This window comes from Corynebacterium sp. c24Ua_83 (genome assembly GCF_039907245.1).
GTDB lineage: Bacteria > Actinomycetota > Actinomycetes > Mycobacteriales > Mycobacteriaceae > Corynebacterium.
Genome location: NZ_JASBOI010000016.1, coordinates 1 through 21406, shown reverse-complemented (window position 1 = coordinate 21406; position 21406 = coordinate 1). Strand labels below are relative to the sequence as shown.

General features: G+C 59.9%; 27 protein-coding genes. 11 read left to right on the top strand and 16 right to left on the bottom strand.

Features of this window, described 5'->3' with window-relative positions:
- The first annotated feature begins 166 nt into the window (after nt 1-166).
- On the top strand, nt 167-481 hold the full coding sequence (locus QKE30_RS09020; RefSeq protein ID WP_239202371.1) for a hypothetical protein: 315 nt from the start codon (nt 167-169) through the stop codon (nt 479-481).
- A 25-nt stretch (nt 482-506) separates the two neighbouring features.
- On the opposite strand, the gene QKE30_RS09015 is transcribed toward QKE30_RS09020, so the two are convergent.
- Complete coding sequence (locus QKE30_RS09015; protein ID WP_239202368.1) at nt 507-890, bottom strand: DUF488 family protein; 384 nt, start codon at nt 888-890, stop codon at nt 507-509.
- Nucleotides 891-902: 12 nt separating this feature from the next.
- A complete protein-coding gene (locus QKE30_RS09010; RefSeq protein WP_347934637.1) occupies nt 903-1874 on the bottom strand; it encodes a nitronate monooxygenase in 972 nt (323 codons plus the stop codon).
- A 120-nt stretch (nt 1875-1994) separates the two neighbouring features.
- Between QKE30_RS09010 and QKE30_RS09005 the strand changes: the two genes are divergently transcribed.
- Nucleotides 1995-2348: a hypothetical protein gene (locus QKE30_RS09005; protein ID WP_239202364.1), complete on the top strand. Its 354-nt coding sequence runs from the start codon at nt 1995-1997 to the stop codon at nt 2346-2348.
- A gap of 22 nt (nt 2349-2370) precedes the next feature.
- Here QKE30_RS09005 and QKE30_RS09000 read toward each other — a convergent pair whose 3' ends face one another.
- Nucleotides 2371-2907: an NAD(P)H-dependent oxidoreductase gene (locus tag QKE30_RS09000; RefSeq protein ID WP_239202362.1), complete on the bottom strand. Its 537-nt coding sequence runs from the start codon at nt 2905-2907 to the stop codon at nt 2371-2373.
- A gap of 89 nt (nt 2908-2996) precedes the next feature.
- Here QKE30_RS09000 and QKE30_RS08995 point away from each other — a divergent pair, with 89 nt between their 5' ends.
- Nucleotides 2997-3554: a gamma carbonic anhydrase family protein gene (locus QKE30_RS08995; RefSeq protein ID WP_239202360.1), complete on the top strand. Its 558-nt coding sequence runs from the start codon at nt 2997-2999 to the stop codon at nt 3552-3554.
- A 98-nt stretch (nt 3555-3652) separates the two neighbouring features.
- Nucleotides 3653-6055, top strand: coding sequence for an acyltransferase family protein (locus QKE30_RS08990; protein WP_347934636.1), 2403 nt, complete (start codon nt 3653-3655; stop codon nt 6053-6055).
- Nucleotides 6056-6076: 21 nt separating this feature from the next.
- On the opposite strand, the gene QKE30_RS08985 is transcribed toward QKE30_RS08990, so the two are convergent.
- Nucleotides 6077-6892 carry an NAD-dependent deacylase gene (locus tag QKE30_RS08985; RefSeq protein WP_304504321.1) on the bottom strand — a complete coding sequence of 272 codons (816 nt, stop codon included), beginning with the start codon at nt 6890-6892 and terminating at the stop codon, nt 6077-6079.
- 139 nt (nt 6893-7031) lie between these two features.
- On the opposite strand from QKE30_RS08985, the gene QKE30_RS08980 reads away from it, so the two are divergent.
- Nucleotides 7032-7349 (top strand): YbjQ family protein, encoded by a 318-nt coding sequence (locus tag QKE30_RS08980; protein WP_035003371.1) that lies wholly within the window; start codon nt 7032-7034, stop codon nt 7347-7349.
- Between the two features lie 61 nt (nt 7350-7410).
- On the opposite strand, the gene QKE30_RS08975 is transcribed toward QKE30_RS08980, so the two are convergent.
- Complete coding sequence (locus QKE30_RS08975) at nt 7411-8202, bottom strand: SDR family oxidoreductase (protein ID WP_239202356.1); 792 nt, start codon at nt 8200-8202, stop codon at nt 7411-7413.
- 145 nt (nt 8203-8347) lie between these two features.
- On the opposite strand from QKE30_RS08975, the gene QKE30_RS08970 reads away from it, so the two are divergent.
- Nucleotides 8348-9373, top strand: a complete 1026-nt coding sequence (locus tag QKE30_RS08970; protein ID WP_347934635.1) for a hypothetical protein — start codon at nt 8348-8350, stop codon at nt 9371-9373.
- Between the two features lie 206 nt (nt 9374-9579).
- Nucleotides 9580-10638: a hypothetical protein gene (locus QKE30_RS08965; protein ID WP_239202352.1), complete on the top strand. Its 1059-nt coding sequence runs from the start codon at nt 9580-9582 to the stop codon at nt 10636-10638.
- A gap of 46 nt (nt 10639-10684) precedes the next feature.
- Here the strand turns inward: QKE30_RS08965 and QKE30_RS08960 are convergent, their stop codons facing one another.
- Both QKE30_RS08960 and QKE30_RS08955 read right to left on the bottom strand, forming a co-directional pair.
- Nucleotides 10685-11101 (bottom strand): hypothetical protein, encoded by a 417-nt coding sequence (locus QKE30_RS08960; RefSeq protein WP_239202350.1) that lies wholly within the window; start codon nt 11099-11101, stop codon nt 10685-10687.
- A gap of 12 nt (nt 11102-11113) precedes the next feature.
- Nucleotides 11114-12277: a cystathionine gamma-synthase gene (locus tag QKE30_RS08955; RefSeq protein ID WP_239202348.1), complete on the bottom strand. Its 1164-nt coding sequence runs from the start codon at nt 12275-12277 to the stop codon at nt 11114-11116.
- 168 nt (nt 12278-12445) lie between these two features.
- Between QKE30_RS08955 and QKE30_RS08950 the strand changes: the two genes are divergently transcribed.
- Nucleotides 12446-13087, top strand: a complete 642-nt coding sequence (locus QKE30_RS08950) for a DNA-3-methyladenine glycosylase (RefSeq protein ID WP_239202346.1) — start codon at nt 12446-12448, stop codon at nt 13085-13087.
- Nucleotides 13088-13094: 7 nt separating this feature from the next.
- On the opposite strand, the gene QKE30_RS08945 is transcribed toward QKE30_RS08950, so the two are convergent.
- A complete protein-coding gene (locus tag QKE30_RS08945) occupies nt 13095-13727 on the bottom strand; it encodes an HNH endonuclease family protein (RefSeq protein WP_239202411.1) in 633 nt (210 codons plus the stop codon).
- Nucleotides 13728-14048: 321 nt separating this feature from the next.
- Between QKE30_RS08945 and QKE30_RS08940 the strand changes: the two genes are divergently transcribed.
- On the top strand, nt 14049-14816 hold the full coding sequence (locus QKE30_RS08940; RefSeq protein WP_239202345.1) for a DUF4442 domain-containing protein: 768 nt from the start codon (nt 14049-14051) through the stop codon (nt 14814-14816).
- Between the two features lie 42 nt (nt 14817-14858).
- On the opposite strand, the gene QKE30_RS08935 is transcribed toward QKE30_RS08940, so the two are convergent.
- The 3 genes from QKE30_RS08935 to QKE30_RS08925 form a co-directional block, all read right to left on the bottom strand.
- Nucleotides 14859-15209 carry a transglycosylase family protein gene (locus QKE30_RS08935; RefSeq protein WP_239202344.1) on the bottom strand — a complete coding sequence of 117 codons (351 nt, stop codon included), beginning with the start codon at nt 15207-15209 and terminating at the stop codon, nt 14859-14861.
- Between the two features lie 270 nt (nt 15210-15479).
- The gene (locus QKE30_RS08930) at nt 15480-16061 is read right to left on the bottom strand and encodes a hypothetical protein (protein WP_347934634.1); all 582 of its coding nucleotides are present in this window, start codon (nt 16059-16061) and stop codon (nt 15480-15482) included.
- 92 nt (nt 16062-16153) lie between these two features.
- Nucleotides 16154-16444 (bottom strand): hypothetical protein, encoded by a 291-nt coding sequence (locus tag QKE30_RS08925; RefSeq protein ID WP_239202337.1) that lies wholly within the window; start codon nt 16442-16444, stop codon nt 16154-16156.
- A 448-nt stretch (nt 16445-16892) separates the two neighbouring features.
- On the opposite strand from QKE30_RS08925, the gene QKE30_RS08920 reads away from it, so the two are divergent.
- On the top strand, nt 16893-17861 hold the full coding sequence (locus QKE30_RS08920; RefSeq protein ID WP_239202335.1) for an NAD(P)/FAD-dependent oxidoreductase: 969 nt from the start codon (nt 16893-16895) through the stop codon (nt 17859-17861).
- Entirely contained in the window at nt 17854-18456 is a 603-nt protein-coding gene (locus QKE30_RS08915; protein ID WP_239202333.1) for a DJ-1/PfpI family protein, read from the top strand. The genes QKE30_RS08920 and QKE30_RS08915 overlap by 8 nt, the downstream gene beginning before the upstream one ends.
- Nucleotides 18457-18522: 66 nt before the next feature.
- On the opposite strand, the gene QKE30_RS08910 is transcribed toward QKE30_RS08915, so the two are convergent.
- The 5 genes from QKE30_RS08910 to QKE30_RS08890 form a co-directional block, all read right to left on the bottom strand.
- On the bottom strand, nt 18523-18918 hold the full coding sequence (locus QKE30_RS08910; protein ID WP_255717351.1) for a TIGR00730 family Rossman fold protein: 396 nt from the start codon (nt 18916-18918) through the stop codon (nt 18523-18525).
- 95 nt (nt 18919-19013) lie between these two features.
- A complete protein-coding gene (locus QKE30_RS08905; protein WP_347934633.1) occupies nt 19014-19445 on the bottom strand; it encodes a MepB family protein in 432 nt (143 codons plus the stop codon).
- A 133-nt stretch (nt 19446-19578) separates the two neighbouring features.
- Nucleotides 19579-20043, bottom strand: a complete 465-nt coding sequence (locus QKE30_RS08900) for a GyrI-like domain-containing protein (protein ID WP_239202854.1) — start codon at nt 20041-20043, stop codon at nt 19579-19581.
- Nucleotides 20044-20442: 399 nt separating this feature from the next.
- Nucleotides 20443-20919 carry an ABC transporter permease gene (locus QKE30_RS08895; protein ID WP_239202855.1) on the bottom strand — a complete coding sequence of 159 codons (477 nt, stop codon included), beginning with the start codon at nt 20917-20919 and terminating at the stop codon, nt 20443-20445.
- Nucleotides 20916-21406: AAA family ATPase (locus QKE30_RS08890; protein ID WP_347934632.1), on the bottom strand; the 491-nt coding region annotated here is incomplete at its 5' end. The genes QKE30_RS08890 and QKE30_RS08895, both read right to left, overlap by 4 nt.

The window sequence follows — 21406 nt, the reverse complement described above, 5'->3', positions numbered from 1 at the left end:
TAGCGCTGTCGCTGGTGCTGGCCACCGCATTCGGTACCGCGGGCGTGGCTACCTAGAACGCCCCGGAGGCAAATGCTGCCCCGCAGGGCTCTGTCCCCCAGCTCCCCCAGCTGCCTCCCATGCCGCAGCCGCTGCCGTCGGCGGTGCTTACTACGATCCGGTGAACATGGGCTGCAAGAACCGCGCAATCCCGTTCCTGATCATGCATGGCCGTGGCGACACGATGATGAAGATCAACGGTGGCTACCGCCACAACGGCGCCCACTACCTGGCTGTTCGCGACCTGGTGGGTAGCTACGCGAAGCGTAACGGCTGTGGCTACCCGCCGCGCGTCACCCACATCCGGGGCGGCGAGCGCCACGTGTACCCCAGCGCCCGCAAGGAGCTGCAGCTGATCCTGAACCCGCAGAACCACACCTGGAACCGCGTTCCGGATGCTTCCCAGGAGGTTTGGAACTTCCTGTCGCGCCAGCGCCTCTAGCGCGATTGGCTAGTTAGCCGGCGCCTTAGCTTTCCAGCTGGGGTGCCAGCCAATCTCGGAGCACAACCGCATGGTTGTGCTCTTTTTCTTTCGCGGCATACAGCAGCAGGAGCTCCGGAGCGCCTTCCTCGGTCACCCGCTCCTGGTAGTCGCGCAATGCAGTCAGCGCATCGTCCAGCTCCCCTGCGGCTTTCCGTTCCTCCAGCTCCGCCACGTACTTCTCACGGAACTCGGCAAAGCCCAAGCCATTGTGGAACTCTCGGCGCAGGTCGCTGCTGGGCGTTAGTTCTTTCGGCCAACCGGCCAAATCTAGGCTTTCTTTCTTGACGCCCCTAGGCCACAACCGGTCCACTAGATACAGACCTTGGCGCTGTCGGTCGCGCCAGTTGTACACGCGGTCGATGTCCATGCGGTTTCCTCTTTAGGCGAAACGCCCGAGGCAGTGCAGCGCTTCGTCGTACATACCCTGCACGACCTCACCGGCGGGCACCTCTGCCCGCAGCAGCTCCACGCCCTGACCCGCGTGCAGCTTCAGCTCGTCGGCAAAGTCCCCGCCCTCGGCCCGGGCCGCGATCAGTTCCTCGTCGGTAACCTCCCCCGCTTCGGACAGCGGGCGGTACACGTCCACGAATGCATTGCGCACGGTGCGGGTGGGCCACTGCTCCGTATCCCACTTTTGCTTTTCGGCGCGGTCGTAGATGTCGGTCAGCACGGTCCGGCTGGCCGTGGCCTTGATCGCGGCCTGTCGCAGCTCGGGCGCACCGGCGGCTTCCGGGGAGGCCAGCAGTGCGGTGCCAACCCATGCTGCGTCGGCGCCTGCCACCAACACGGAGGCCACACCCCTGCCTGTGGCGATGCCACCCGCGGCAGCGATCGGCACGCCCGGCGCGTTGACCTGCATGTATTCCATCACGATCTGCAGCAGTGGCAGCGTGCCGATGCGCCCGGTGTGCCCGCCGGCGTCCATTCCCTGCACGCAAACAGCGTCCACGCCTGCGGCCAGTGCCTGACGCAGCTGTGCCATGGTGTTGATTGGGGCAACGACGGAAATTCCGGCCTGGTGGGCACGGTCCACATAGGGCTTGGGGTCGCCGAAGCCCAGGCTCACTACCTTTGGCTTCGCCTCCAGCACTGCGTCGAATTGGGCCGGGTTGTCTTCCAGCGCCCACACCATCAGGCCGATTCCGTAGGGACCTGCCTCTGCTGCGATGCGCGCGTTCTCCAGAATCCATTCGGGCTTGGTTCCGGCACCGGCGCCGAACATTCCCAATCCACCGGCGCGGCTGACGGCGGCTGCCAGGTGGCCGTCGGAGCGCCCCGCCATTGGTGCACCGATGATGGGCTTATCGATTCCCCAGAGTCTGGTCAACCGGGTATCGATGCGTTCAACCATGGAACACATGCCTCCTCGTGGTTTTGGATCGGCAAAAAGGTTAGGTCTGGTTGCCACCCTAGTCCTACTTCTGATTCATTTGCGAAACTAGTCCCCCTACACCGGCGTAGAGTTGTTGGCATGTCGAAGAAGAATCAGCTCAATAAGCTCAAGCCCACCGCCACCCTGAAGCCAGCGAAGGAAGTCAACACCGCATCCGTCGTCATCGCTGGCCTGGTCGGCGGCTGGCTGACCGCCCGCGAGACCGGTATTCGCCCGCTCGGTGGCGTGATTCTGGCCGCTGCAGGTGGCTACGCTGCCCGCTCTTGGAACGCCAAGGCTGGCGCGGGTGTTGCCACGGGCCTGACCGCCGGTTACCTGGCCGCGTTTGGTCTTTCCCACCCGCTGGCTAAGAAGATCGGCGCCTGGCCTGCTGTTCTGACCGTCACCACCGCCGCCGCAGGCGCTGCGTGCGTCCTGTCCGACCTGCGCTAACGAGCTCTATTCTTAGATCCCTTTAGATTATTGACGCCACAGCTTGGCCCACCACAGCCTGAGCCATCGCCTCTAGCTCCGCCAAGTGGGGCTCAATATCTCCAGTGAACTCGACGGGTTCGGCCACCGTTTCCCACTCCAGCCCCGTAAGGATGGAGCGCATGGCTTTTTCCGCACCCGTCGTATCGTAGCCACCCCGGATCCACCAGCTGGTGGGAGTGGCCTTCTTCTCTTCCAGGACGGGCACGTAGACCGTGTCGAAATAGTGCTTCAGGGCGCCGGAGATATAGCCAAAGTTGGCAGTAGTGCCCAGGATGATGGCATCTGCTCCGCGGAGTTCCTCCACGTCCGGCTCCAGAGCCTGGCGTTCCAGCACCTGAACGGAGGGCTGGCCAGCTCCCTCGCTTGTGGCCGGACTCAGCTCAGCATTCACTTCCTCTGCAGCGGCGCGTGCTGCCGCGAGTACCGTGTCCGCGAGTTTCTGCGCCTTCTCGGTCGGGCTGTGGTGGACGACGAGGATCGTTACCGGGTGGTCGTCGTTCGTGGTGTTCTTACTCATGACGCCAACGCTACCGATCCTGCAGGGTTAGGTGGGGTATTCCAGGCAAAGGGAAGCGTGGGCGTCCAAAAATAGTTAGGGTGGGAAACATGAATGCAGCACCGATTATCCTTCCGTATCAGGGCAAGACGCCCAGGATCCACCGCAGCGCGATGATCTCCCCGGGCGTGACGATCATTGGGGATGTGGAAATCGGGGCGGATTCCTCCGTGTTCTACGGGTGCGTACTGCGCGGCGACGTAGGCGCGATCCGCATCGGCGAGCGGACGAACGTGCAGGATAACTCCGTGATGCACGTGGAGCGCGGCCAGGAATGTGTGTTGGAAGACGATGTAACGATCGGCCACCAGGCGCTGGTTCACTCCTCGCATGTGGGGGCGGGAACGCTGATTGGCATGCAATCGGCACTGCTATCAGGTTCCACTATCGGCGGCGGCAGCCTCGTCGCCGCGGGCGCGGTAGTGCTGGAAGGGCAGCAAATTCCGGCGGGATTCTTGGCCGCCGGCCTTCCCGCGAAGGTGCGCCGCGAACTAACGGAGGAGGAGCGCCAGGGCTTCATCGCCCACGCGGCGCGCTATGTAGAAACTGCCCGTAACCAGGCCAGCGCTGCAAAGGCGCTGTCTTTGGAGGACGTGTACTTCGAGTAGCCTCTCCCGGGCCTAGAGTGACCGCCGTCGCAGCTTGAGGCCTTCTCGGGTGAGTCGTTTCGATATTTTTCCCGCTGCTCAATAGACTTATTCAAGTTATGGCACAGGGAAACTCTTCGGCGGACGATAGCGCAGCCACGAAGGCAGAGCAGTCCAACGCCACAAAGGTAAAGCAAAAGGCAACGGCAGAGGCCGGCGCCACGACCAAGGGCACCTCCGGTAAGCCCGGCGCATCGTCCAGCATGATGCGCTACGACATCGAAGGTCTGCGCGGCCTAGCCATCGGCCTGGTCGTGATCTTCCACGTTTTCGTCGGCAAGGTTAGTTCCGGCGTGGACGTGTTCTTGCTACTCGGCGGCATCTTCTTCTTCGGCAGCCAGCTGCGCAACGCGCAGAACCCGAAGGGGCTCACCTTCATTCAGTCTCTGATTCGCATCATCCGGCGACTATTCCCACTACTCGCAGTGGTGGTCGCCAGCGTATTGGCGGCGTCGCTACTTCTCATGAATCGCCTGGTGCACGTACAGATGGCAAAGGATGCGGTGGCTTCCCTGGGCTACTACATCAACTGGCAGCTGGCGTACTCCGGCCGCGAATACACCTCTGTGCGCACCACCGTCAGCCCCTTCCAACACCTGTGGTCCATGTCGGCGCAGCTGCAGATTTACGTAGCATCCCTGGTGGTCGTTACCCTGCTTGCCCTCATCTTCCGGAAGTACGCACGCCCGGCCCTGCTGGTTGTGCTCACCGCCGCGACGGTGCTTTCTTTCACCTACGCCACGTACTTCCACTTTGAAGACCAGACCATCAACTACTACTCCACGCTGAGCCGCTTCTGGGAGATCGGCCTGGGTGGCCTGCTGGGCATGCTGTTGCTGCGCCGCGACGCGAATGGCAACCCCGTGCTGCGTCCGTTGGGTCGATGGACCCGCACCGTGATGGGCATTGTCGGCCTGGGCATGATCATCAGCACCGGCCTCTTCCTGGACGGCGCGGACCAGTTCCCCGGCCCGTGGACGCTAATTCCCCTGGGTGGTGCTCTGCTGGTGGTCCTTTCTGGTCACTCCGGCGAGCCCGTCGGCGTGACCCGACTGCTGTTGACGCGCCCATTCCAATTCCTGGGCCGCATCAGCTACGCCCTGTACGTATGGCACTGGCCGATTCTGGTGCTGTGCGTCTACTACTTCAACGTTCCCAAGGTCAGCCCGGGCCTGGGTGCAGTCGTGATCGCGGCCAGCGTGGTGCTGGCCTGGCTCTCCAACAAGCTGATCGAGCGCCCCCTGCGCCAGGGCAAGAAGCCCGAGCGCAACTGGGTGCTGCTCAGCCCGAAGTACTGGGCAAAGTCCCTGTCCGCCTGGCCGAAGGCCGTCTATGCCGTGCTGATTCTGGTGCTCGCTGGGTCTGTGGTGGCGTCACCAAAGTATCTACAGCACCGCGAGGATGTGAACAGCGAACAGTTGTGGGAGTTGGCCGCAGATAGGTCGATCTACCCCGGCGCGGCGAGCTTCCTGGTGAACGCCCCCGTGCCGGAGAACATGCCGATCGTGCCGCCGCTGGAGGACTTCCACGCCCTGCTGCCGCAGACGCAGCCCGATGGTTGCCAGATCGGTTTCGATAGCGATGCTCTGATCCTGACGAAGAATTTCAACCGTTCCGACGAGGAATGCGCGTATGGCGACGTCAACTCCGACAAGACCATCTATGTGATCGGCGGCTCGCATTCCGAGCACTACATTCCGGCGCTGGACATCGTGGGCCGCAACCGGCACGTGAAGATGATCCCGCTGCTAAAGATGGGCTGCCCGGTAAACGCCAAGATCACGCGTGTCAATGGCGAGGAGTACCCCTCCTGCCTCAGCTGGTCGGAGAAGGTCGTGGATTACATCAAGGAGAACCCGCCGACAGAAGGCATCTTCATGACCGGTACGCGCCCAACCTCGATCGGTGGCGCTGGCCCGGAGCAGGTGCCGCAAGAGTACAAGGATCTGGTGCAGAGCTTCACGGACCAGGGGATTCACAGTTGGCTGATGCGCGATAACCCGTGGCAGACCACCGATGAGGGCGCTCCCCGTGACATGCGCGCCTGCGTGGCCGAGATGATGGAAGGCAAGCAGGGCGAGGTTGCGGAAAACGCGGACTTCCCCGGCCTTGCGAACCCCGGCCGCCCGAACTTCGACGAAGTGCTGGCCATCAACGCCGAGTGCGGCCAGAGCGTTTGGGATTCCCTGCTTCCTGTGGATCCTTCCATCGAAGCGTACAAGGGCATGGATGTAACCCTCATGGATCTGACTGCTGCGGTGTGCCGCGAGGATTGGTGCCCTTCCATCATCGGCAACATGGCGGTCTACCGCGATGCGCACCACTTCAACAACATCTTCGCGGAAACGCTGGCTCCGGAGATCGAGGCGCAGATGTTCGACCCGAACCACAAGATCCCGCCGATGAACGTCGGCCTGATGCCGAAGAATAGCCAGCCGGCTCCTCCGAATCCGCAGAACTAGCGGGGCTGACTCAGCGCCACGCTAGGCGCCCTCCGCCGCCTCCACCACCAGCGGTGCCCCGTTCGCTGCGGTCGTGCGCAGCGACCATGTGCACATATCGGTCAGGTCGGTGCGCGCGGGCGAGATCTCCACGATAAGCGTGCCGCGCCGGGCCGCGATCGCGGGCAGGCCTGCGGCGGGCCACACCACTCCCGACGTGCCAATGATCACCACCAGATCCGCCGCCCGCATTGCCTCCTCGGCTGCCTCCCACTCCCGGTGCGGCAGCGGCTCGCCGAACCACACCACTCCCGGCCGCACCGGATTCCCGCACAGTGAGCACGTCGGAGGCGTGACGCGCTCCACCTGCTTCTCGGGCAGCTCGGGCATGCGCGCGGGCTTGCTACAAATGCTGCAGCGATAGCGAAACAGGCTCCCATGTAGGTGCGCCACGTTCTTACTGCCGCCACGCTCGTGCAGGTCGTCGATGTTTTGGGTTGTTACGTGTACGGTGACGCCCCCTCGTTCCGCCCACTCACCTATCGCCCGGTGCCCCGCGTTTGCCTCTGCGCGGCGGCATAGCACCGCCCGCCACAGATACCAGGCAAGCATGGGCTCGGGATCCTTCGCCCAAGAATCCAAAGTGGCCATCGCCTGGGGATCTACATGCGACCAGATGCCGGTCTGCGCGTCGCGGAAGGTATCCAAACCGGAATCGGCGGACATGCCAGCCCCGGTGAACATTTCCACGTGCTTGGCGCCACCCACTGCGGCGACGAGGTCTTCCGGCAGGTCCTCCAACTTCAGCGGCTGGAGATCGTCGGAGGTGGACTGCGGGCTGGCGATCACGGTGACCATGCCCCCACCCTAGCCGGAAGGCCAACTGAGGTTTTCACGCGCGCGCAACCCACGCAGTCCTCTATAGTCAGTTGCATAAGCGCGCCCGCGGCAGACGTGGGCGTCATTAAGAAAGACTCGCAGAAAGGCTAACAACGCCATGATCGTCACTACCACCAACACCGTCGAGGGCCACACCATTGGGCAGTACCTGCGCATCGTCTCGGGCGAGACGGTGGCCGGTATCAACATGTTCAAGGACATCGGCGCGGGCTTCCGCAACATCACCGGTGGCCGCTCCTCCGCATACGAGGGCGAGATCCTGCAGGCTCGCGAGAGCGCACTGAAGGAGATGGTGGATCGCGCGCTGGAGATGGGCGCGCACGGCATCGTCGGCGTGGACGTGGACTACGAGTCCCTGGGCCAGGGCGGCATGGTGATGGTCAGCGCGACCGGCACTGCCGTCACCTTCCAGTAGACCCTGGTTGCCGGGGATAACCCGGCGCGACTGACCCGCCGAGCACCTCGTGCGCCAAACTTTAGACCTGGTCGAGCGGGCGGATCATGATGGACTCCACATCCATGTGGCGGGGGCGGTCCGCGATCCAGCGAATGGCCTCGCCGATGTCCTCTGCCTGCAGGTTTAGCTTGTCCGCGTAAACCTCCTCGGCCCGCTCTGCGTCGCCCTTGAAGCGGTTTAAGCTGAAGTCGGTAGCCACCCGGCCCGGATCCACCTGGCAGACGCGCACGCCCGCCTCGGCGAACTCCATGCGCATCACGTCGGTCAGGGCAGTCTGCCCGAATTTCGCCGCGTTGTAGCCCGCACCCCCGCGGTAGGCGCCGCGACCAGCAACGGAAACCACATTAATAACCTGCGGCGCGTCCGCCACCTGCAGCTGATCGAACAGCGCGCGCGTGACCTCCAGGGTGCCCATCACGTTCGCCTCGAACATCCAGCGCCAATCCTCCGGATCGGCTTCCAGCACGGGGTCAAGCCCCCGCGCGCCGCCTGCATTGTTGACCAGTAGGTCTAGCTTGGAGCCCGTCAGCTCGGCGAGCGCTGCGGTGAAATTATCTATTGACGCCCTATCCGTCACATCCAGCACAAGGGGCGTAGCCTTGCCGCCCTCCTGGGCAATCGTTTTCGCTACCTGCTCTAGCTTTTCTGCACGGCGCGCGGCCAGAACCATATGCCAGCCGTCCGCAGCCAGCAGCTTCGCGGTCGCCTCGCCGATGCCGGCACTCGCGCCAGTGACGACGGCGACGCGGGAGTTGGTTGGTGGGGTGGGCGTGGATCCTTCATTCATGGACTCTGCATTCGTGGAACTCATGGATTCCAATGTAGCGACCAACCATAGGCCGCGAGGGCCATTTAGCTGTGGTTTGAGACAATACCTGCAGAACACTGCAATAGAGAAAGCCATGCATTAACCTTTCCCTTTAGCAAAGGTTATGGCATCCCCTTAAGGAATTCTTATGACTAATAATTACGGAGGCGGTTACCCCGGCCCCGGAGATGGTTCCCAGAACAACCCGGGACAGAACCCAAATCAGCCCCAGAATCCGTTTGGCCAGCAGAGCTACGGTAATCAACAGTTCCCGAGCAACCAGAACCAAGGACAACAGGGTCAGCCGAGCCAGTCAGGTTATGGTCAACAGCCGTACGGCCAGCAGGGGCAACCGAGCCAACCGGGATACGGCCCGCAGGGGTATGGCCAGCAAGGCTTCGGTCAGCAGGGGTACGGCCAACCGGGCCAGCCGGGCCAGCCGGGTCAGAATCCGTTCAACTCGCAGCCTTATGGCGCGTACGGCCAGCCAGGCAATGTCGGAGGTAACGGCGGTGGCAACGGCGGCAAGATCATCGGCATCATCGTCGCCGCAGTGGTCGTAATCGGCCTGATCGTTGGTGGTTTCTTCCTACTGAACAAGGATGACGAAGAGAGCACGGACGCCTCCAGTTCCTCGTCGAGCTCTGAAGAGTCTGGCTCGTCGGAGGAGACCAGCGAGAGCTCCTCCGAATCCAGCTCGGATTCCAGCACCTCGGAGACTTCATCTTCCTCTAAGGAGCCTGCGAAGGCTGGCGATATCGGCGGCCCGGATCATTCGATGGACAGGACTTATGCCGACGCGATGCCCAAGCAGATGCAGGATCTGGTGTACGACTGCCGTAACGGCACCTTCGAACTGGCACGCGATAACAACCGCAGGGTCAAGGGCGTGCAGTGCACCGGTGTATGGGACTCCGCTTGGGAGTTCAAGAAAGTGGACTTCGTCCGTGATGCGAAATTCGTACCTGAGGAAATCGACTACGTGAAGAAACAGGGCGCTAAAATTTGGTCCGATGACCCAGACAACTTCGCGGGCTACCTACTTCAGGGTTCCAAGCCATTCCTATTCGTCATTAACAAGTCCAAGGGCATCGCCATGGAAACCAAGATGCACTTCGAAGACGAATCCGCCCTGCAAGAGGCTCTCACCCAGTTGGGCTACAAGAAGCCTTAGCTTCAGCACAGAGGAATCCCCCCCCCCCGCTATTCACCCCTATTCCAATAAAAGAATAACGAGTAGGAACATCCCGCGGATCTCGTAACATTTGACCTACTGAGCGCCGCGGGAAGGCGCCCTTCACACGAGACCGGGCGCCATTTGCTTCCCAGGCACCAAAAGCCGAAAACGACGTTTCCAGAGATTTAAGGACCTGCCCCCTCATGACGAACAATAATCCCTTCGACAACCAGCCCAACCAGGGCGGCAACAACGGGGAGAACAACCCCTTTAACAACGGCTCCAACCCAAGTGACGAGACCACCCAGTGGGGCGCAAACCAGAACCAGCCGCAAGGCGGTCAGCCGTACGGCGCACAGCAGCCGCAGCCCGGGGGCTACGGTCAGCCCGGCCCGCAAGGCGGCTACGGCCAGCCGGGTGCGCCTGGACAGCCCGGCCAGAATCCTTTTAACCAGGGTGGCTACAGCCAACCCGGTCAGCCCGGTCAGCCCAGCCAGCCCGGTCAGCCCGGCCAGAACCCCTTCGCTGGCGGTGCTGCCAGCTCCTACGGTCAAAACCTAAACTCCGGCGGAGGCACAGGCAAGGTTATCGGCATCATCATCGCCCTTGCTGTCGTCATTGCCCTGGCAGTAGGCGGCTTCTTCCTGCTGGCCAAGGATGATGAAGGTACCGACTCCGACGAAACTTCGACCTCCCAGTCCGAGGGCGCCGACGAGTCCACTGAAGAAAGCACTGAGGAAGGATCCGAAGAGAGCTCCGAGGAGTCCACCTCTTCCGAGACTTCGAGCGCGCCCAGCTCCACCGCAGCACAGAGGGGCGACGTCGGCGGACCCGATGATTCCCTCCCCGCCACCTACAAGGATGCAATGCCGGAGAAGGTTAACGACCTGATCAATAAGTGCAAAGATGGAACCTTCACCCTGAACTACTACGACTCCTCCAAGAAGCCCCGTGACATGACCGGTGCGAACTGTAAGGGCGTGCGAGGCTCGGGCTGGGCCTACTGGGACGTGGACTTCATCAAAGACAAGGAGTACGTCGACGTCAAGGAAAAGGAATTCAAGGACGGCGGCGCAGAGATTGTAAACGACAAGCCAAACGAGTACGCCGGCTACGTTAAAGACCGGGGCAACACGATCGTGTTCATCTTCAACAAGGACAAGGACATGGTTCTAGAGTCCAAGCTCATCGCCCCGAAGCCCGGCGAGGTCAAGCAGGTATTCGACGAGCTTGGTTACTCCGGTGTTGCCGATGACGCCTAACCCACGACCGGCTAGCTAAATACCGTTCCTGGCTAGCGCCCAACCGCTACAGCGGTTGGATCCAGCCCTGCTGCACGGCGTGTTGGTACCCACCGACGAGTGCCGCGCCCAGGGCAAAAGCACCTACGACACCGCCGACCCAGGCCAAGATGCCTGCGATCGGCGGTGCATCTTTACCCAGGGAACCTGCGGGGTCGGTGCTGCCCAGCGGGAAGGTCTTCAACAGCCATTCGGCACCCGGGTTCGCAGCCTCAATGCTGCCGGCCAACGAGCCTTCATTAGTGGCTTCTGGGTTGTTCGGATTGGAGTCCGGGTCGACGGGCTGGGTGATCGGGGCGGTGCTCGAGCCGTTGCCTTCGGACGGGGCAATGGCCTGCGCCGGGGTGGCTGCGATGGCGCTGACGGCTAGGGCGCTTGCGGTGGCTAGGGCGGTGAGGGACTTGGAAGAAGAAAAGGACTTCATAAGCCCCGTATTTTAAAGCTGTTCCAGAGCCTGCGCGACATCTGCGAGCAGATCCTCCAGATCCTCAATACCAATGGAAATGCGCACCAGGTCGCGCGGAACCTCCAGCTGGGATCCCGCAACCGACTGGTGAGTCATCGTCGCCGGGTGCTCCAGCAGCGATTCCACGCCGCCCAGCGACTCCGCCAGACAGATCAGCTTGGTGGATTGGCAGAACTTCAGTGCCGCTTCCTCGGAGTGGAAGCGCACGGAGATCATGCCACCAAACCCCTTGCCGGTGGACTGGCGCTTGGCCACCTCGTGTCCAGGGTGCTGCGGCAGACCCGGGTACAGGACGGTGGCGACTTCCTCCCGCTCATCCAAGTATTCCGCGATGGCCTGCGCGTTCGAACAGTGGCGATCCATCCGCACGCCCAGGGTCTTCAGGCCACGGGCATTCAGGTAGGCATCGAAAGGCGAAGCAATCGGGCCCGCACCGCCGAGCAGGAAGTCCAGATCCTCGTCCAGCTGTGCATCGTTGCTGACGATCGCGCCGCCGACCACATCGGAGTGCCCGCCGATGTACTTCGTGGTGGAGTGCAGCACCACATCCGCTCCGTGGTCCAGGGGGCGCTGCAGGTAGGGGCTGCAGAAGGTGTTATCCACGATCAGCTTCGGGCGCGTGGGGGCGTCATTACCAAACTCGTCGGAGAGCACCTCGGCGATAGCGGCGATGTCGGTCACGGCGAGCAGCGGGTTCGTCGGGGTCTCCAGCCACACCAGCTTCGTCTGCGGGGTCAGCGCCGCACGGACGGCCTCGGGGTCGGTGGTGTCAACCACGGTGAAGTCCACGTTCCAGTCCTTGAAAACGGTGGCGATCAGGCGATACGTGCCGCCGTAAGCGTCGTGCCCCATGATCACGTGGTCGCCGGGGCGCAGCAGCACGCGCAGCAGGTGATCGGTGGCGGCCATGCCGGAAGCGTAGACGCGACCGTGCTTGCCACCCTCCAAGGCGGCGACCGTGCGGGCCAGCGAATCGACGGTGGGGTTCGCCACGCGGCCGTACTCGTAGCCTCCGCGCAGATCGTTCGGTGCATCCTGGGCGAACGTGGTGGAGGCGTAGATCGGCACGTTGATGGAGCCCATGAACTCGTCGGGCTCGTAGCCTGCGTGGATGGCATCTGTGTTGTGGGCCATGGAAACTCCTCTTCGAACTAGTGCTTGGTCGCGCGTAGTCGCGCTTGTCGGCGCCGGGTGAACCGATCCGGCGCGTATCGTTTCAACGATTATAGACTAAGCAGTCTAGTTTTCGGCAACAATGGACCAACCTTGGCGGGTTTAGGGCAATAGCACCACAATGGCTACATGGATCGAAGCGCAAAGAGAATCGACTTCACCCAACCCGCCGACGTCGTCGCCCCTCTTTTGTTGGGCGCGGTCTTGCGCCACGGCGGAGTGGCTATCGAGTTGACCGAGGTCGAGGCCTACCTAGGGACTGCAGACGAAGCCTCCCATGCCTTCAACGGCCCGACCCCTCGTTGCGAGGTTATGTTTGGCCCTCCCCAGCACCTCTACGTGTATGCCAGTTACGGCATCCACCGTGCCGGCAACCTGGTGTGCAGCCCCGATGGCGAGGCTGGAGGAGTACTGCTGCGCGCAGGAAAACTCATCGAGGGGCTCGATATTGCCCGTGCCCGGCGCGGATCAAAGCCCGCGGATGAAGCGCTTGCGCGTGGGCCGGGAAACCTGGGCGCAGCACTTGGTTTGAACCTGGACCTTAATGGCTCGGCGGTTGATCAAGTGATTTCTGGCGCAGGCGATACCTCATCCCCTGCTGCCCCGTTTACCCTGACCCCACGCACAGCTATCCCAGAGATCACCCGTGGCAAACGCATAGGGATCACCAAGAACGCGGATGCCTTACTCCGCTTCTGGGTGCCCGGCGACCGCAGCGTTTCCAGCCCTCGCGGCCGGCAGCTGGGAAGCCCACTGCGCACACCCTCGTAGTGGGCTTCTAGCAGCGGCCGAGTTCGCGCTGAATCGCCGCCTTTTCCGCCTGCGTAACCCACAGCTGGTACTCCGCCTTCACACGCACCTGAATGGAGACATAAGTGCAGCGGAAACCCTTATTCGCCGGCAGCCACGTCGCGGCATCGCCCGCACCCTTTTGCATGTTCGCCGGCCCATCCACAGCCAGCAGGTTCATCGGATCGTTGGCAAACTGCTCGCGCCGCTCCGGGGAAAGCTGCTGCGCACCCTTCTGCCAGGCATCGGCCAGCGCCACCACGTGGTCGATCTGCACTGCCCGGCTGGTGTTCTGCCCACGGACAAAGTGGATGCGCTGGTCGGTATAGGGATCCTGCAGATCACCACTGAGCACCTTGCAACCTTTCGGCGCCTCCACGTTGGTGAGGTCGCGCGCGAGGATGTCATTGCGCTGGTCGCAACCGTTGCGGTCGATATCCTTCCACCGCTGGCCGAACTCGTCGCGGCTGTAGCCCGTCTTCGGCGCGCGCCCCTTGACCGCCAACGTCTCCAGCAGATCCAGCATGTTTTGCTGGTGCAGCGACCGTTCCGGCGCTGCGGGTTGCTCTGGCTCTGGTTCGGGGTGCTCTGGGGGCTCGGATTGTTCTGGCTGCTCCGGCACCGTTTCTGTGGTCGGTTCTACCGGTGCTTCCGAGCTTTGTGACGCCGAACTTCCGCCCTCTAGGAACTCCGCACCCTCGGCGCACCCACCGAGCAGCAAACTCACGCCCACTAGCAGCGCCGCTGCACGAGCGGATACACGCCCACTTACCCTCTTGCTCATAGTCCAACACGCTAGCAATCGCCCTGGACAGTCCCGGCGAGCATCCACCTTAAGTTTCGAACAAGCGTGCGGGGCGGCGCGGGCGTAGGGGCGTCAACAAAAAGAGAATACTTTTATACCTGCTTACCGCTAGCGGTCTCGCGGTAGCATAAACGCATCATGAAACCTCTGAAGAAGATTTACCGCGCACAAATGAAGGCAGTACCGGCCTTCGCAGACAAGATGATCGAGAAGCCGAACCGCATGCGGCGCATGATGAACCTCTGGCCACCGCTGCTGTGCTCCGGCATTAAGATGACCCGCGTTTCCGAAGACTGGGCACACGCGCGCATCGTGCTGAACCTGCGTTGGTGGAACGCCAACATGCACGGCGCCGCCTTCGGCGGAACGCTGTTTGCCATGACGGATGTGCTGTTCGGCACCCTGATCGCCCGCCGTCTTGGCACTGAATACGAAGCCTGGACCCGTACCGGCACCTTCCAATTCCTCAAGCCCGGTCGCAGTGGGGCATACATGGACGTGGATCTCACGCCCGAGCTGATCAACTGGATCACCGAAACCGTCGAAGAGGACGGCTACTGCAACGTGCCGTACACCTCCATCATTTACAACAAGGACGGCTCCATCGTGGGCATCGGCCAGCAGGATCTGCACGTCCGCCCGCGCGGTGGAGGCAAGCGCGCCGACCGGCCGAAGCAGGCCCTGCAGCCGCGCGGCCTAGTGTTGGAATCGCTGGCAAACGCCGTGGTCTGGCACTGCTTCAAGGATCAGCCGGAGATCCTGACCGTGCTCATGTCCGAACAGCGCCGCATCCCCGATCCCGAGGATCAGATGCGCCACGTGGTGAAGGTAGCACTAGAAAAATCCACCAAGTCCCGGGAGGACCTGGTGGCTCTAGATATTCCGGAAAAGTACCTGGACGCTTAAGTTAGCCCGGTACTAAATTAGTCCGGTACCTAGCTCAAGCGATTAGCCGAGCACCTTGCCGCAGTTCGGCCAAGCGCCTGCACCCTGCTTGGCCAGGACCTTCTCGGCGATCTCAATCTGCTGCGCCTTCGTGGCCTGGTTAGCGGTTGGGGCGTACTTCGTGCCACCGAAGCCAGACCAGGTCTGAGCACTGAACTGCAGCCCGCCGTAGTAGCCGTTGCCCGTGTTGATGCTCCAGTTGCCACCGGACTCGCATTGCGCAACCTGATCCCAGGCGCTTACTGGTGCGGCCTGTGCGGCCGGGGCTGCCACAGCTGCGGCGGCTGCCGGAGCAGCAACCAGGCCTGCGGCCATACCGATGCGGGCGAAAGCGGTCTTTACGGACTTATTCATGTAGACGAAAACTCCTTCTGCGAAGCCGACCGGGTGGCTGGCCTCATATCGATTGTTTGATGTCTACGCGGCCGCGCTTTGCGACTGCACGCTGGCAGTTACGCGAAGTATCGCGCCCCGGGTGTTTGCCGGGCGGCTGCCACTAAGTACGCAAACTTACGCACTCTCCCCCGGGGTGCGTCAACCGAAAAAGCACTAAATCCCGAAAGAATCTCGGATTGATAACGAAATTTAAGGGGCTTCTTATCCCCCGCCCCCTTTTTTTTTGAACTATCGGCGCGGGCCGTAGACCGCAGCCGATTCGATGCGGGTAGGCACCACGTACGTGATTGCGGCGGTGCAAACAATGCCCGTGAGCGTGACCAACGTCCCCCAGTCGCCACTTAGCAGTCCGCCCGCGAGCACCCATGCGATCGCGGCGACTGATGCCAGCGCGATCACGGCCATGCCAAAGAGGTGCTCGTTGCCCGTACCGGAAACCGGTATGTACAGGAGCCCGGCGAGTACGCCGATGACGCCCGCAATCACTCCAGTCAGTACGGCAGGTCCTACGCCCGCGGAAGCCTCACCAGGGATAAAGCCCACCAAGAGATCCACGATGAACACCGCAGCGAAAGTAACAGCCGCGGCCAGAACAGCGAGGACTATGAGGTTCATCGCAACCTTCTTGCCGTCGTAACGGCCGGCCAGCAGGCCTTCGCGCGGGTCCCGCGGGGGCTGGTTGTAGCCAGAGTTATAGCCCTGCGGGTACTGCTGCTGATTGTTGTAGCCAGAATTGTAGCCGCCATAACCGCTATTGCCCTGCGTGTTGAACATGCGGGTCTGATCGTCGTTTCCTTGCGGGTAAGTCACCCAACGCTCCTTTCACTGGCGTTTCAGGTGGCCTATGTTACCGGAGTGACTATTGAGTAGTCACCCCTCTCCGCAGCTTTAGTGATCGAGCTTTAGTGATCGTCCCAGTGGTCACCGTGCTTGGCGTGACGGTGGCCGTCGTGAATGTAGTCCACGTGGTCGTCGTGCGGAACGGCGACGTGGCCGCAGTTCGGGCCATGCTCGTGGTCGTGATCCTCGTGGACCTGATGCTCCGTGGTCTCGCACTCGTCCCAGTGCCCCTCGTGCTCGCGGTGCAGGTGGCCATCGTGGACGTAATCGACGTGGTCGCCGTGCGGGATGGCGACGTGACCACAGTTCGGGCCGTGCTTGTGATCATGATCGGCGTGGGTAGTGCAGCTCATGATGAACTCCTTTATTACAGGCAACCATGGAGCCACTTCCCTAGGATTAGGCGGGCCAGTAGGTTGCTTCGACGCTTTCTATACTGCCCTCTCACCTGCTACGTTGTCAATACGTTTTCAATAAATACTGGTGAGATACGCCTCGGCGCTGCACATGTACGTACCGATGCTGCCGTAGTTAACCTGTGCGGACTTCGCGACGAGGTATGCCCGCTGGGGCGCATTGGGGACCGCCCAGCTGACAAACACCTGGCTCCCCCAAATCCGCTCCCAGAACGTGTGGCGGAATATTGATGCGCGCAGCGGCACCCTTAGAGCAGTTGATAAAGCTCTTCCGAATCGCCTTTTCAGAGTAGGTTTGCACGATACTCCACCTTTCCGTCGCGCGAATCGCACCAAACATGCAGGTACAGTGGCCGAGTGTAACGATCCTCGAAGGGAGTAGATCATGGCATGCAATGCGACTGAACCACTCGACGTACTCATCATCGGCGGAGGGTTTGCGGGCACTGCGGCGGGTGTTACCCTCGCCCGGGCTCAGCGGACCGTAGGAATCATCGACAGCGGAAAACCGCGTAACCGCTTCAGCGCCCATTCCCATGGCATTTTGGGCCGTGACGGGGCTAACCCAATGGAGCTGCTGGACCAAGGCCGCAAAGAATTCATGACTTTCGGCGGTGAAGTGACCCAGGGTGAGGTCACCTCCCTCGAGCAAACAGACAACGCATGGACGGCCACTACGGCCGACGGACAGCAGTTTCCGGCCCGACAGGTACTCATTGCGACGGGCATCACCGACGAACTGCCAGACGTACCGGGCTTAGCCGAGCTTTGGGGATCGCGAGTTTTCCACTGCCCTTATTGCCACGGCTACGAGGTCCGGGGGCGCGACCTTGCCGTCATCGGCGGAAAGAACCCCAGGTTTACGACGCATATGGTGCACTTGATGCGGAAGTGGACCGATCGCGTCACGTTCTTCACCAATGGGCTCTCCCTTGACGAAGCCGACCGTGCACTGTTCGAGAAGCGCGGTGTTGCTCTTATGGACGCCCACGTCACCGAGGTGCAACCCGACCCTGAGTCAGAAGCGGGAGTTCTGGTGAGCATCGCCGATCCCAACGAAAGTGGCGACTCTGCCTTTACTACCCGCGCCTTTGAAGCGTGCTTCACCGGCCCGGAATTCCACCCCAATGATCAACTGCTGCTAGCAGCTGGTTGTGAATCCGAAAACGGCTGGGTAGTTAGGCAACCCAGTGGCCGGACCTCCAAAGCCGGACTGTGGACAGCCGGCAATGTCACCAGCTCCCCCGACCAGGTTTCTCAGGCGATGGGCACCGGCGTGGCCACTGCGATCGCGATCGATCAGTTCTTACTGCACGAAGAAATGCAGCAGGTTCGAGGGCAGACCCATGAATAACGGACGACCACAGCGCGTAGCGTTTATTCTTTTCGACGGGTTTGAGCTGCTGGATGTCTTTGGGCCTGCCGAAATTTTCTCCAAGGTGCCTGGCCTACAGGTGGAATTCGCCTCCGCGGATAGGGAACCTGTAGCCAGCTCCCAAGGTGTAAAGATTCTCCCCGATACGGCCTTCGATTCCCTAGATTGCGACACCATTGTGGTCCCCGGTGGCCAAGGAACGCGAGCTCTCGTCAAAGATGCAGATTTCCTGGCCCGCATCGATAGGGTCGCGAGCTGCGCCTCACTTGTCTGCTCGGTATGCACGGGTTCAGCGGTTTTGGCTGCAGCTGGTCTGCTGGAGGGATACGCCGCCACCAGCAATAAGCTTGCGTTTGATTGGGCCACGTCTTTCGGCAAGGACATCGACTGGAAAAGCTCTTCCCGGTGGGTGCACGACCGAGATCGTTGGACGTCGTCCGGTGTGGCCGCGGGTATAGATATGGCCGTCGCCTTCGTCTCCCACTTCTTCGGCGCTCCACTTGCGGAGAAGATCGCCCATGACCTAGAGATTCAAGTTAACAGCGACCCGGACCACGACCCGTTCGCGGTATAGCTTCCAGTCCAGCAAATGCAAACAAATATCGCTTTACTCGGTACCTACTGCAATACAATTTAGAAACTAATTCCACTTGGGGCACGGCGCAGCCCAAGAATTGAGCGCGACGAGAAGTTCATCAACGGTGTCGGCGACAATAAGCGTGTCGACATCATCTTGACGAATAAATCCCTCGTCTGCCATATGCTTGAGCATCGATACCGTAGGTGCCCAGAAACTTGAACCAAAAAGGGCAATGGGCTTGCTATGAAGCCCGAGTTGTTGAGCTGTCCACGCATCAAAAAATTCGTCTAACGTTCCAGCGCCGCCAGGCAAACACACGTAGGCATCGACCAGGTCACTCATCCGTTGCTTACGCTGATGCATTGTGTCAACAATCTCGAGGTGTGAAAGACCCCGATGTGAAGTGTCCCAGGTTTTGTTCCGTTTGAGTAGATGGGAAAATCTGGAACACTTCAGACCCCGATGGCTATCTACTCACAATCCATGACAAAAAGTAGGCAAGCTAGCTAATAAGAAACACTTCCTACCGCCTATCCGGGAGGAATAGGCGGTCAGAATTCTGTAAACGATGCCTGTTGCTGCTTTTGAGTCTTTAAAGCGCTGGAGTTCAGCCCTTCACACCATGGTGGATATACCCTAAATCCTCTCTTTCCTGGGGCTGCTCCGGAGGTAATACCGAGACGTTGTAAATCTTGATTGCTAAATTGAAACACACCTCGGTGATCTCCTTGAATCACAAAGACTAGGAGACCGTCGCCGCAGGAAGAATCTTCAAAAGGCACGGGTTCCCCTTCATGGTTGCGTTGCCAGAATGCTACAAAGGCTCCCGGCTTAGAAGGCGTGGTGCGTGCTGTGCGAACATGCCAGGTTTTAGCTCCCAACTCGGCTATTCCCGATTCATAATTCGCATTATCACTTGTTTCATTGATGGTGCCCTCTAAATTAAAGGCCGCCATGAATTGGTAAAAGGAATCAAACTTCATCTTCAAGTCGATATCCGCATCTTTTTCGTTTAGCTTTGAAGCTTAAGGAAGGTATCAGAGGGTAACAATTTTGCCGCGTTATCTCGTACCTTATCGCATGCCGTAGAGGAAAAGGACTACCAAGCGACGGGGGTCAAGGAAGCTGTATAAGGAATTCGCTTTTCCCTGCAGCGACTTTGGACCTTCTAAACCGCTCGGCGATATAACCTTTCTGGGACACTCCTTGCTCAGCAAGTATCGACGGAAAATTCTCCCACATCTGCGCAATAGCCTTTCGCGTATGATCCACCTCAATGACTAGTACATGAAGCGATGGGATTTCCATCACCCCGAAATCGCACAGGCTGTCTATGTCAAACGAACGCTTGGTATCTAGCAGACAAATGCGGTAGCGCAGGAGTTTCTCATCAACTGTGCGCGGATCATCGAGGGCAAGACCGTAGATGGTGAAGTCGCTATCTCCAAAGCTACGGTAGGCAACTTTCTTAGTATGCTCCATCGCTTCTTTGTGCTGAGCAGTCCCGTAGGGGCCTTCAACCTCTAGATAGTATGCCGAGGTTGCTTCAATGCTTTCTGTCCATACCATGGTTGTGTCCATGAAGAGTAACCATATTCATCAGTTTAATTGAATTAAAATTTTAAAACATTTCCCAAGGATCGAACAATGTTTAAACACGACGCAGGGAAAGTAAACGTGCACACTTGTCACGGTGTGCCGTATGGCGTGGGAAAACAACATTTATGCCCGTTTATGCCGCCAGGGTAGGGAAACCACAGCACCAACAAGCAAGACGACAGTGACATCCACTAAATATGCTATCGAGCTCCAGGGGATACCCTTGCCGCCAAAGCGGCCGTATCTAATTGCTTCACTTATATGGACAGCCGGATTGGCTTCTCCCGCTACCTGAAGCCACGAAGGCAACAAATCTTCAGGAACGGCAACTGGGCCGAAACTTAGCAGCATAATGGCCAATAACAATGAGATGGAAGACGCCTACTCAAGACTGGAACACAATGCTCCAATTATCATTCCGGCAGAAAGGAAAGCACAACCAGCAAAAATTACGGAAGGAACGATAGTGAAAGACGGAGAGAAAGAAAGCCCGAGAATCTTAACTACCGCAACTGGAGTTATGAGCAGTGAAGGAGTAGCTAAGAGACTAAAGGCGATAAAGCTCCCTACAACAAACTGGATGCGCTTCGCCCCCGTAGCCACTAGTTGATCTAGGGCTCCATTCGCCTTCATAAAGGAAATATTGGCGGCCATTTTGCCCTGCAACTCGAATAGTAGAGAAAACGCCAAGCCACCAATAACAGCGTACTCAACGGCAGGCCCACCTAAGTTTTGCGCGTACACACCAAGTCCTAAAGACATTAGAACAGGAACGACAATTCCAGTAAGCAGCATGGACGGCCAAGACCATCGCCAATTGGTCAGCTGTATGCGCGTAAACGTAAGGGTGTTACTCATGCTTCATTCGTTCTGGATGCAATTAGGTTGACAAAAACATCCTCGAGATTGGGTGAACTGATAGTAATATCGTCGGCTCCTTCGTGGCATAGTTTCGAGACAATTCTCGGAATTTGGTCGACATCTACTATCTGCTCCCAAGGTTCTGAACTTTTATCACTATTGGATTCCGTGCGGTACGCAATGGTTCGTCTATTTTGAACGTTTTGCATGACGTGATTAACCGTGCCGTCGGCAATGAGCCGCCCTCTATCCATAATTCCAAGATGGGTTAGGCAGGATTCAACTTCAGAAACTGCATGAGTGATTACTAATACGGTAACTCCCTGTTGGGCGAGGGTCGCAATTTCATCCCATACTAGACGGCGGTTTAGCGCATCCAGCTCGTTCGTGGGCTCATCCAGAATGACGAATGGTCGGTTGGAGGAAATGGCGATCGCAAGTTGGACGAGTTTACTTTGTCCACCAGATAACGATCTGAGAGTGC

What these genes read in the sequence shown, in the direction of transcription:
- QKE30_RS08960 (WP_239202350.1), bottom strand. Translation starts at nt 11,101, where the DNA reads ATGAAGTCCTTTTCTTCTTCCAAGTCCCTCACCGCCCTAGCCACCGCA.
- QKE30_RS08980 (WP_035003371.1), top strand. Translation starts at nt 7,032, where the DNA reads ATGATCGTCACTACCACCAACACCGTCGAGGGCCACACCATTGGGCAG.
- QKE30_RS09010 (WP_347934637.1), bottom strand. Translation starts at nt 1,874, where the DNA reads ATGGTTGAACGCATCGATACCCGGTTGACCAGACTCTGGGGAATCGAT.
- QKE30_RS08975 (WP_239202356.1), bottom strand. Translation starts at nt 8,202, where the DNA reads ATGAGTTCCACGAATGCAGAGTCCATGAATGAAGGATCCACGCCCACC.
- QKE30_RS09020 (WP_239202371.1), top strand. Translation starts at nt 167, where the DNA reads ATGGGCTGCAAGAACCGCGCAATCCCGTTCCTGATCATGCATGGCCGT.
- QKE30_RS08985 (WP_304504321.1), bottom strand. Translation starts at nt 6,892, where the DNA reads ATGGTCACCGTGATCGCCAGCCCGCAGTCCACCTCCGACGATCTCCAG.
- QKE30_RS08905 (WP_347934633.1), bottom strand. Translation starts at nt 19,445, where the DNA reads ATGAAGTTTGATTCCTTTTACCAATTCATGGCGGCCTTTAATTTAGAG.
- QKE30_RS08955 (WP_239202348.1), bottom strand. Translation starts at nt 12,277, where the DNA reads ATGGCCCACAACACAGATGCCATCCACGCAGGCTACGAGCCCGACGAG.
- QKE30_RS08895 (WP_239202855.1), bottom strand. Translation starts at nt 20,919, where the DNA reads ATGAGTAACACCCTTACGTTTACGCGCATACAGCTGACCAATTGGCGA.
- QKE30_RS09000 (WP_239202362.1), bottom strand. Translation starts at nt 2,907, where the DNA reads ATGAGTAAGAACACCACGAACGACGACCACCCGGTAACGATCCTCGTC.
- QKE30_RS08995 (WP_239202360.1), top strand. Translation starts at nt 2,997, where the DNA reads ATGAATGCAGCACCGATTATCCTTCCGTATCAGGGCAAGACGCCCAGG.
- QKE30_RS08990 (WP_347934636.1), top strand. Translation starts at nt 3,653, where the DNA reads ATGGCACAGGGAAACTCTTCGGCGGACGATAGCGCAGCCACGAAGGCA.
- QKE30_RS08970 (WP_347934635.1), top strand. Translation starts at nt 8,348, where the DNA reads ATGACTAATAATTACGGAGGCGGTTACCCCGGCCCCGGAGATGGTTCC.
- QKE30_RS08900 (WP_239202854.1), bottom strand. Translation starts at nt 20,043, where the DNA reads ATGGACACAACCATGGTATGGACAGAAAGCATTGAAGCAACCTCGGCA.
- QKE30_RS08935 (WP_239202344.1), bottom strand. Translation starts at nt 15,209, where the DNA reads ATGAATAAGTCCGTAAAGACCGCTTTCGCCCGCATCGGTATGGCCGCA.
- QKE30_RS09015 (WP_239202368.1), bottom strand. Translation starts at nt 890, where the DNA reads ATGGACATCGACCGCGTGTACAACTGGCGCGACCGACAGCGCCAAGGT.
- QKE30_RS08940 (WP_239202345.1), top strand. Translation starts at nt 14,049, where the DNA reads ATGAAACCTCTGAAGAAGATTTACCGCGCACAAATGAAGGCAGTACCG.
- QKE30_RS08925 (WP_239202337.1), bottom strand. Translation starts at nt 16,444, where the DNA reads ATGAGCTGCACTACCCACGCCGATCATGATCACAAGCACGGCCCGAAC.
- QKE30_RS08915 (WP_239202333.1), top strand. Translation starts at nt 17,854, where the DNA reads ATGAATAACGGACGACCACAGCGCGTAGCGTTTATTCTTTTCGACGGG.
- QKE30_RS09005 (WP_239202364.1), top strand. Translation starts at nt 1,995, where the DNA reads ATGTCGAAGAAGAATCAGCTCAATAAGCTCAAGCCCACCGCCACCCTG.
- QKE30_RS08920 (WP_239202335.1), top strand. Translation starts at nt 16,893, where the DNA reads ATGGCATGCAATGCGACTGAACCACTCGACGTACTCATCATCGGCGGA.
- QKE30_RS08965 (WP_239202352.1), top strand. Translation starts at nt 9,580, where the DNA reads ATGACGAACAATAATCCCTTCGACAACCAGCCCAACCAGGGCGGCAAC.
- QKE30_RS08950 (WP_239202346.1), top strand. Translation starts at nt 12,446, where the DNA reads ATGGATCGAAGCGCAAAGAGAATCGACTTCACCCAACCCGCCGACGTC.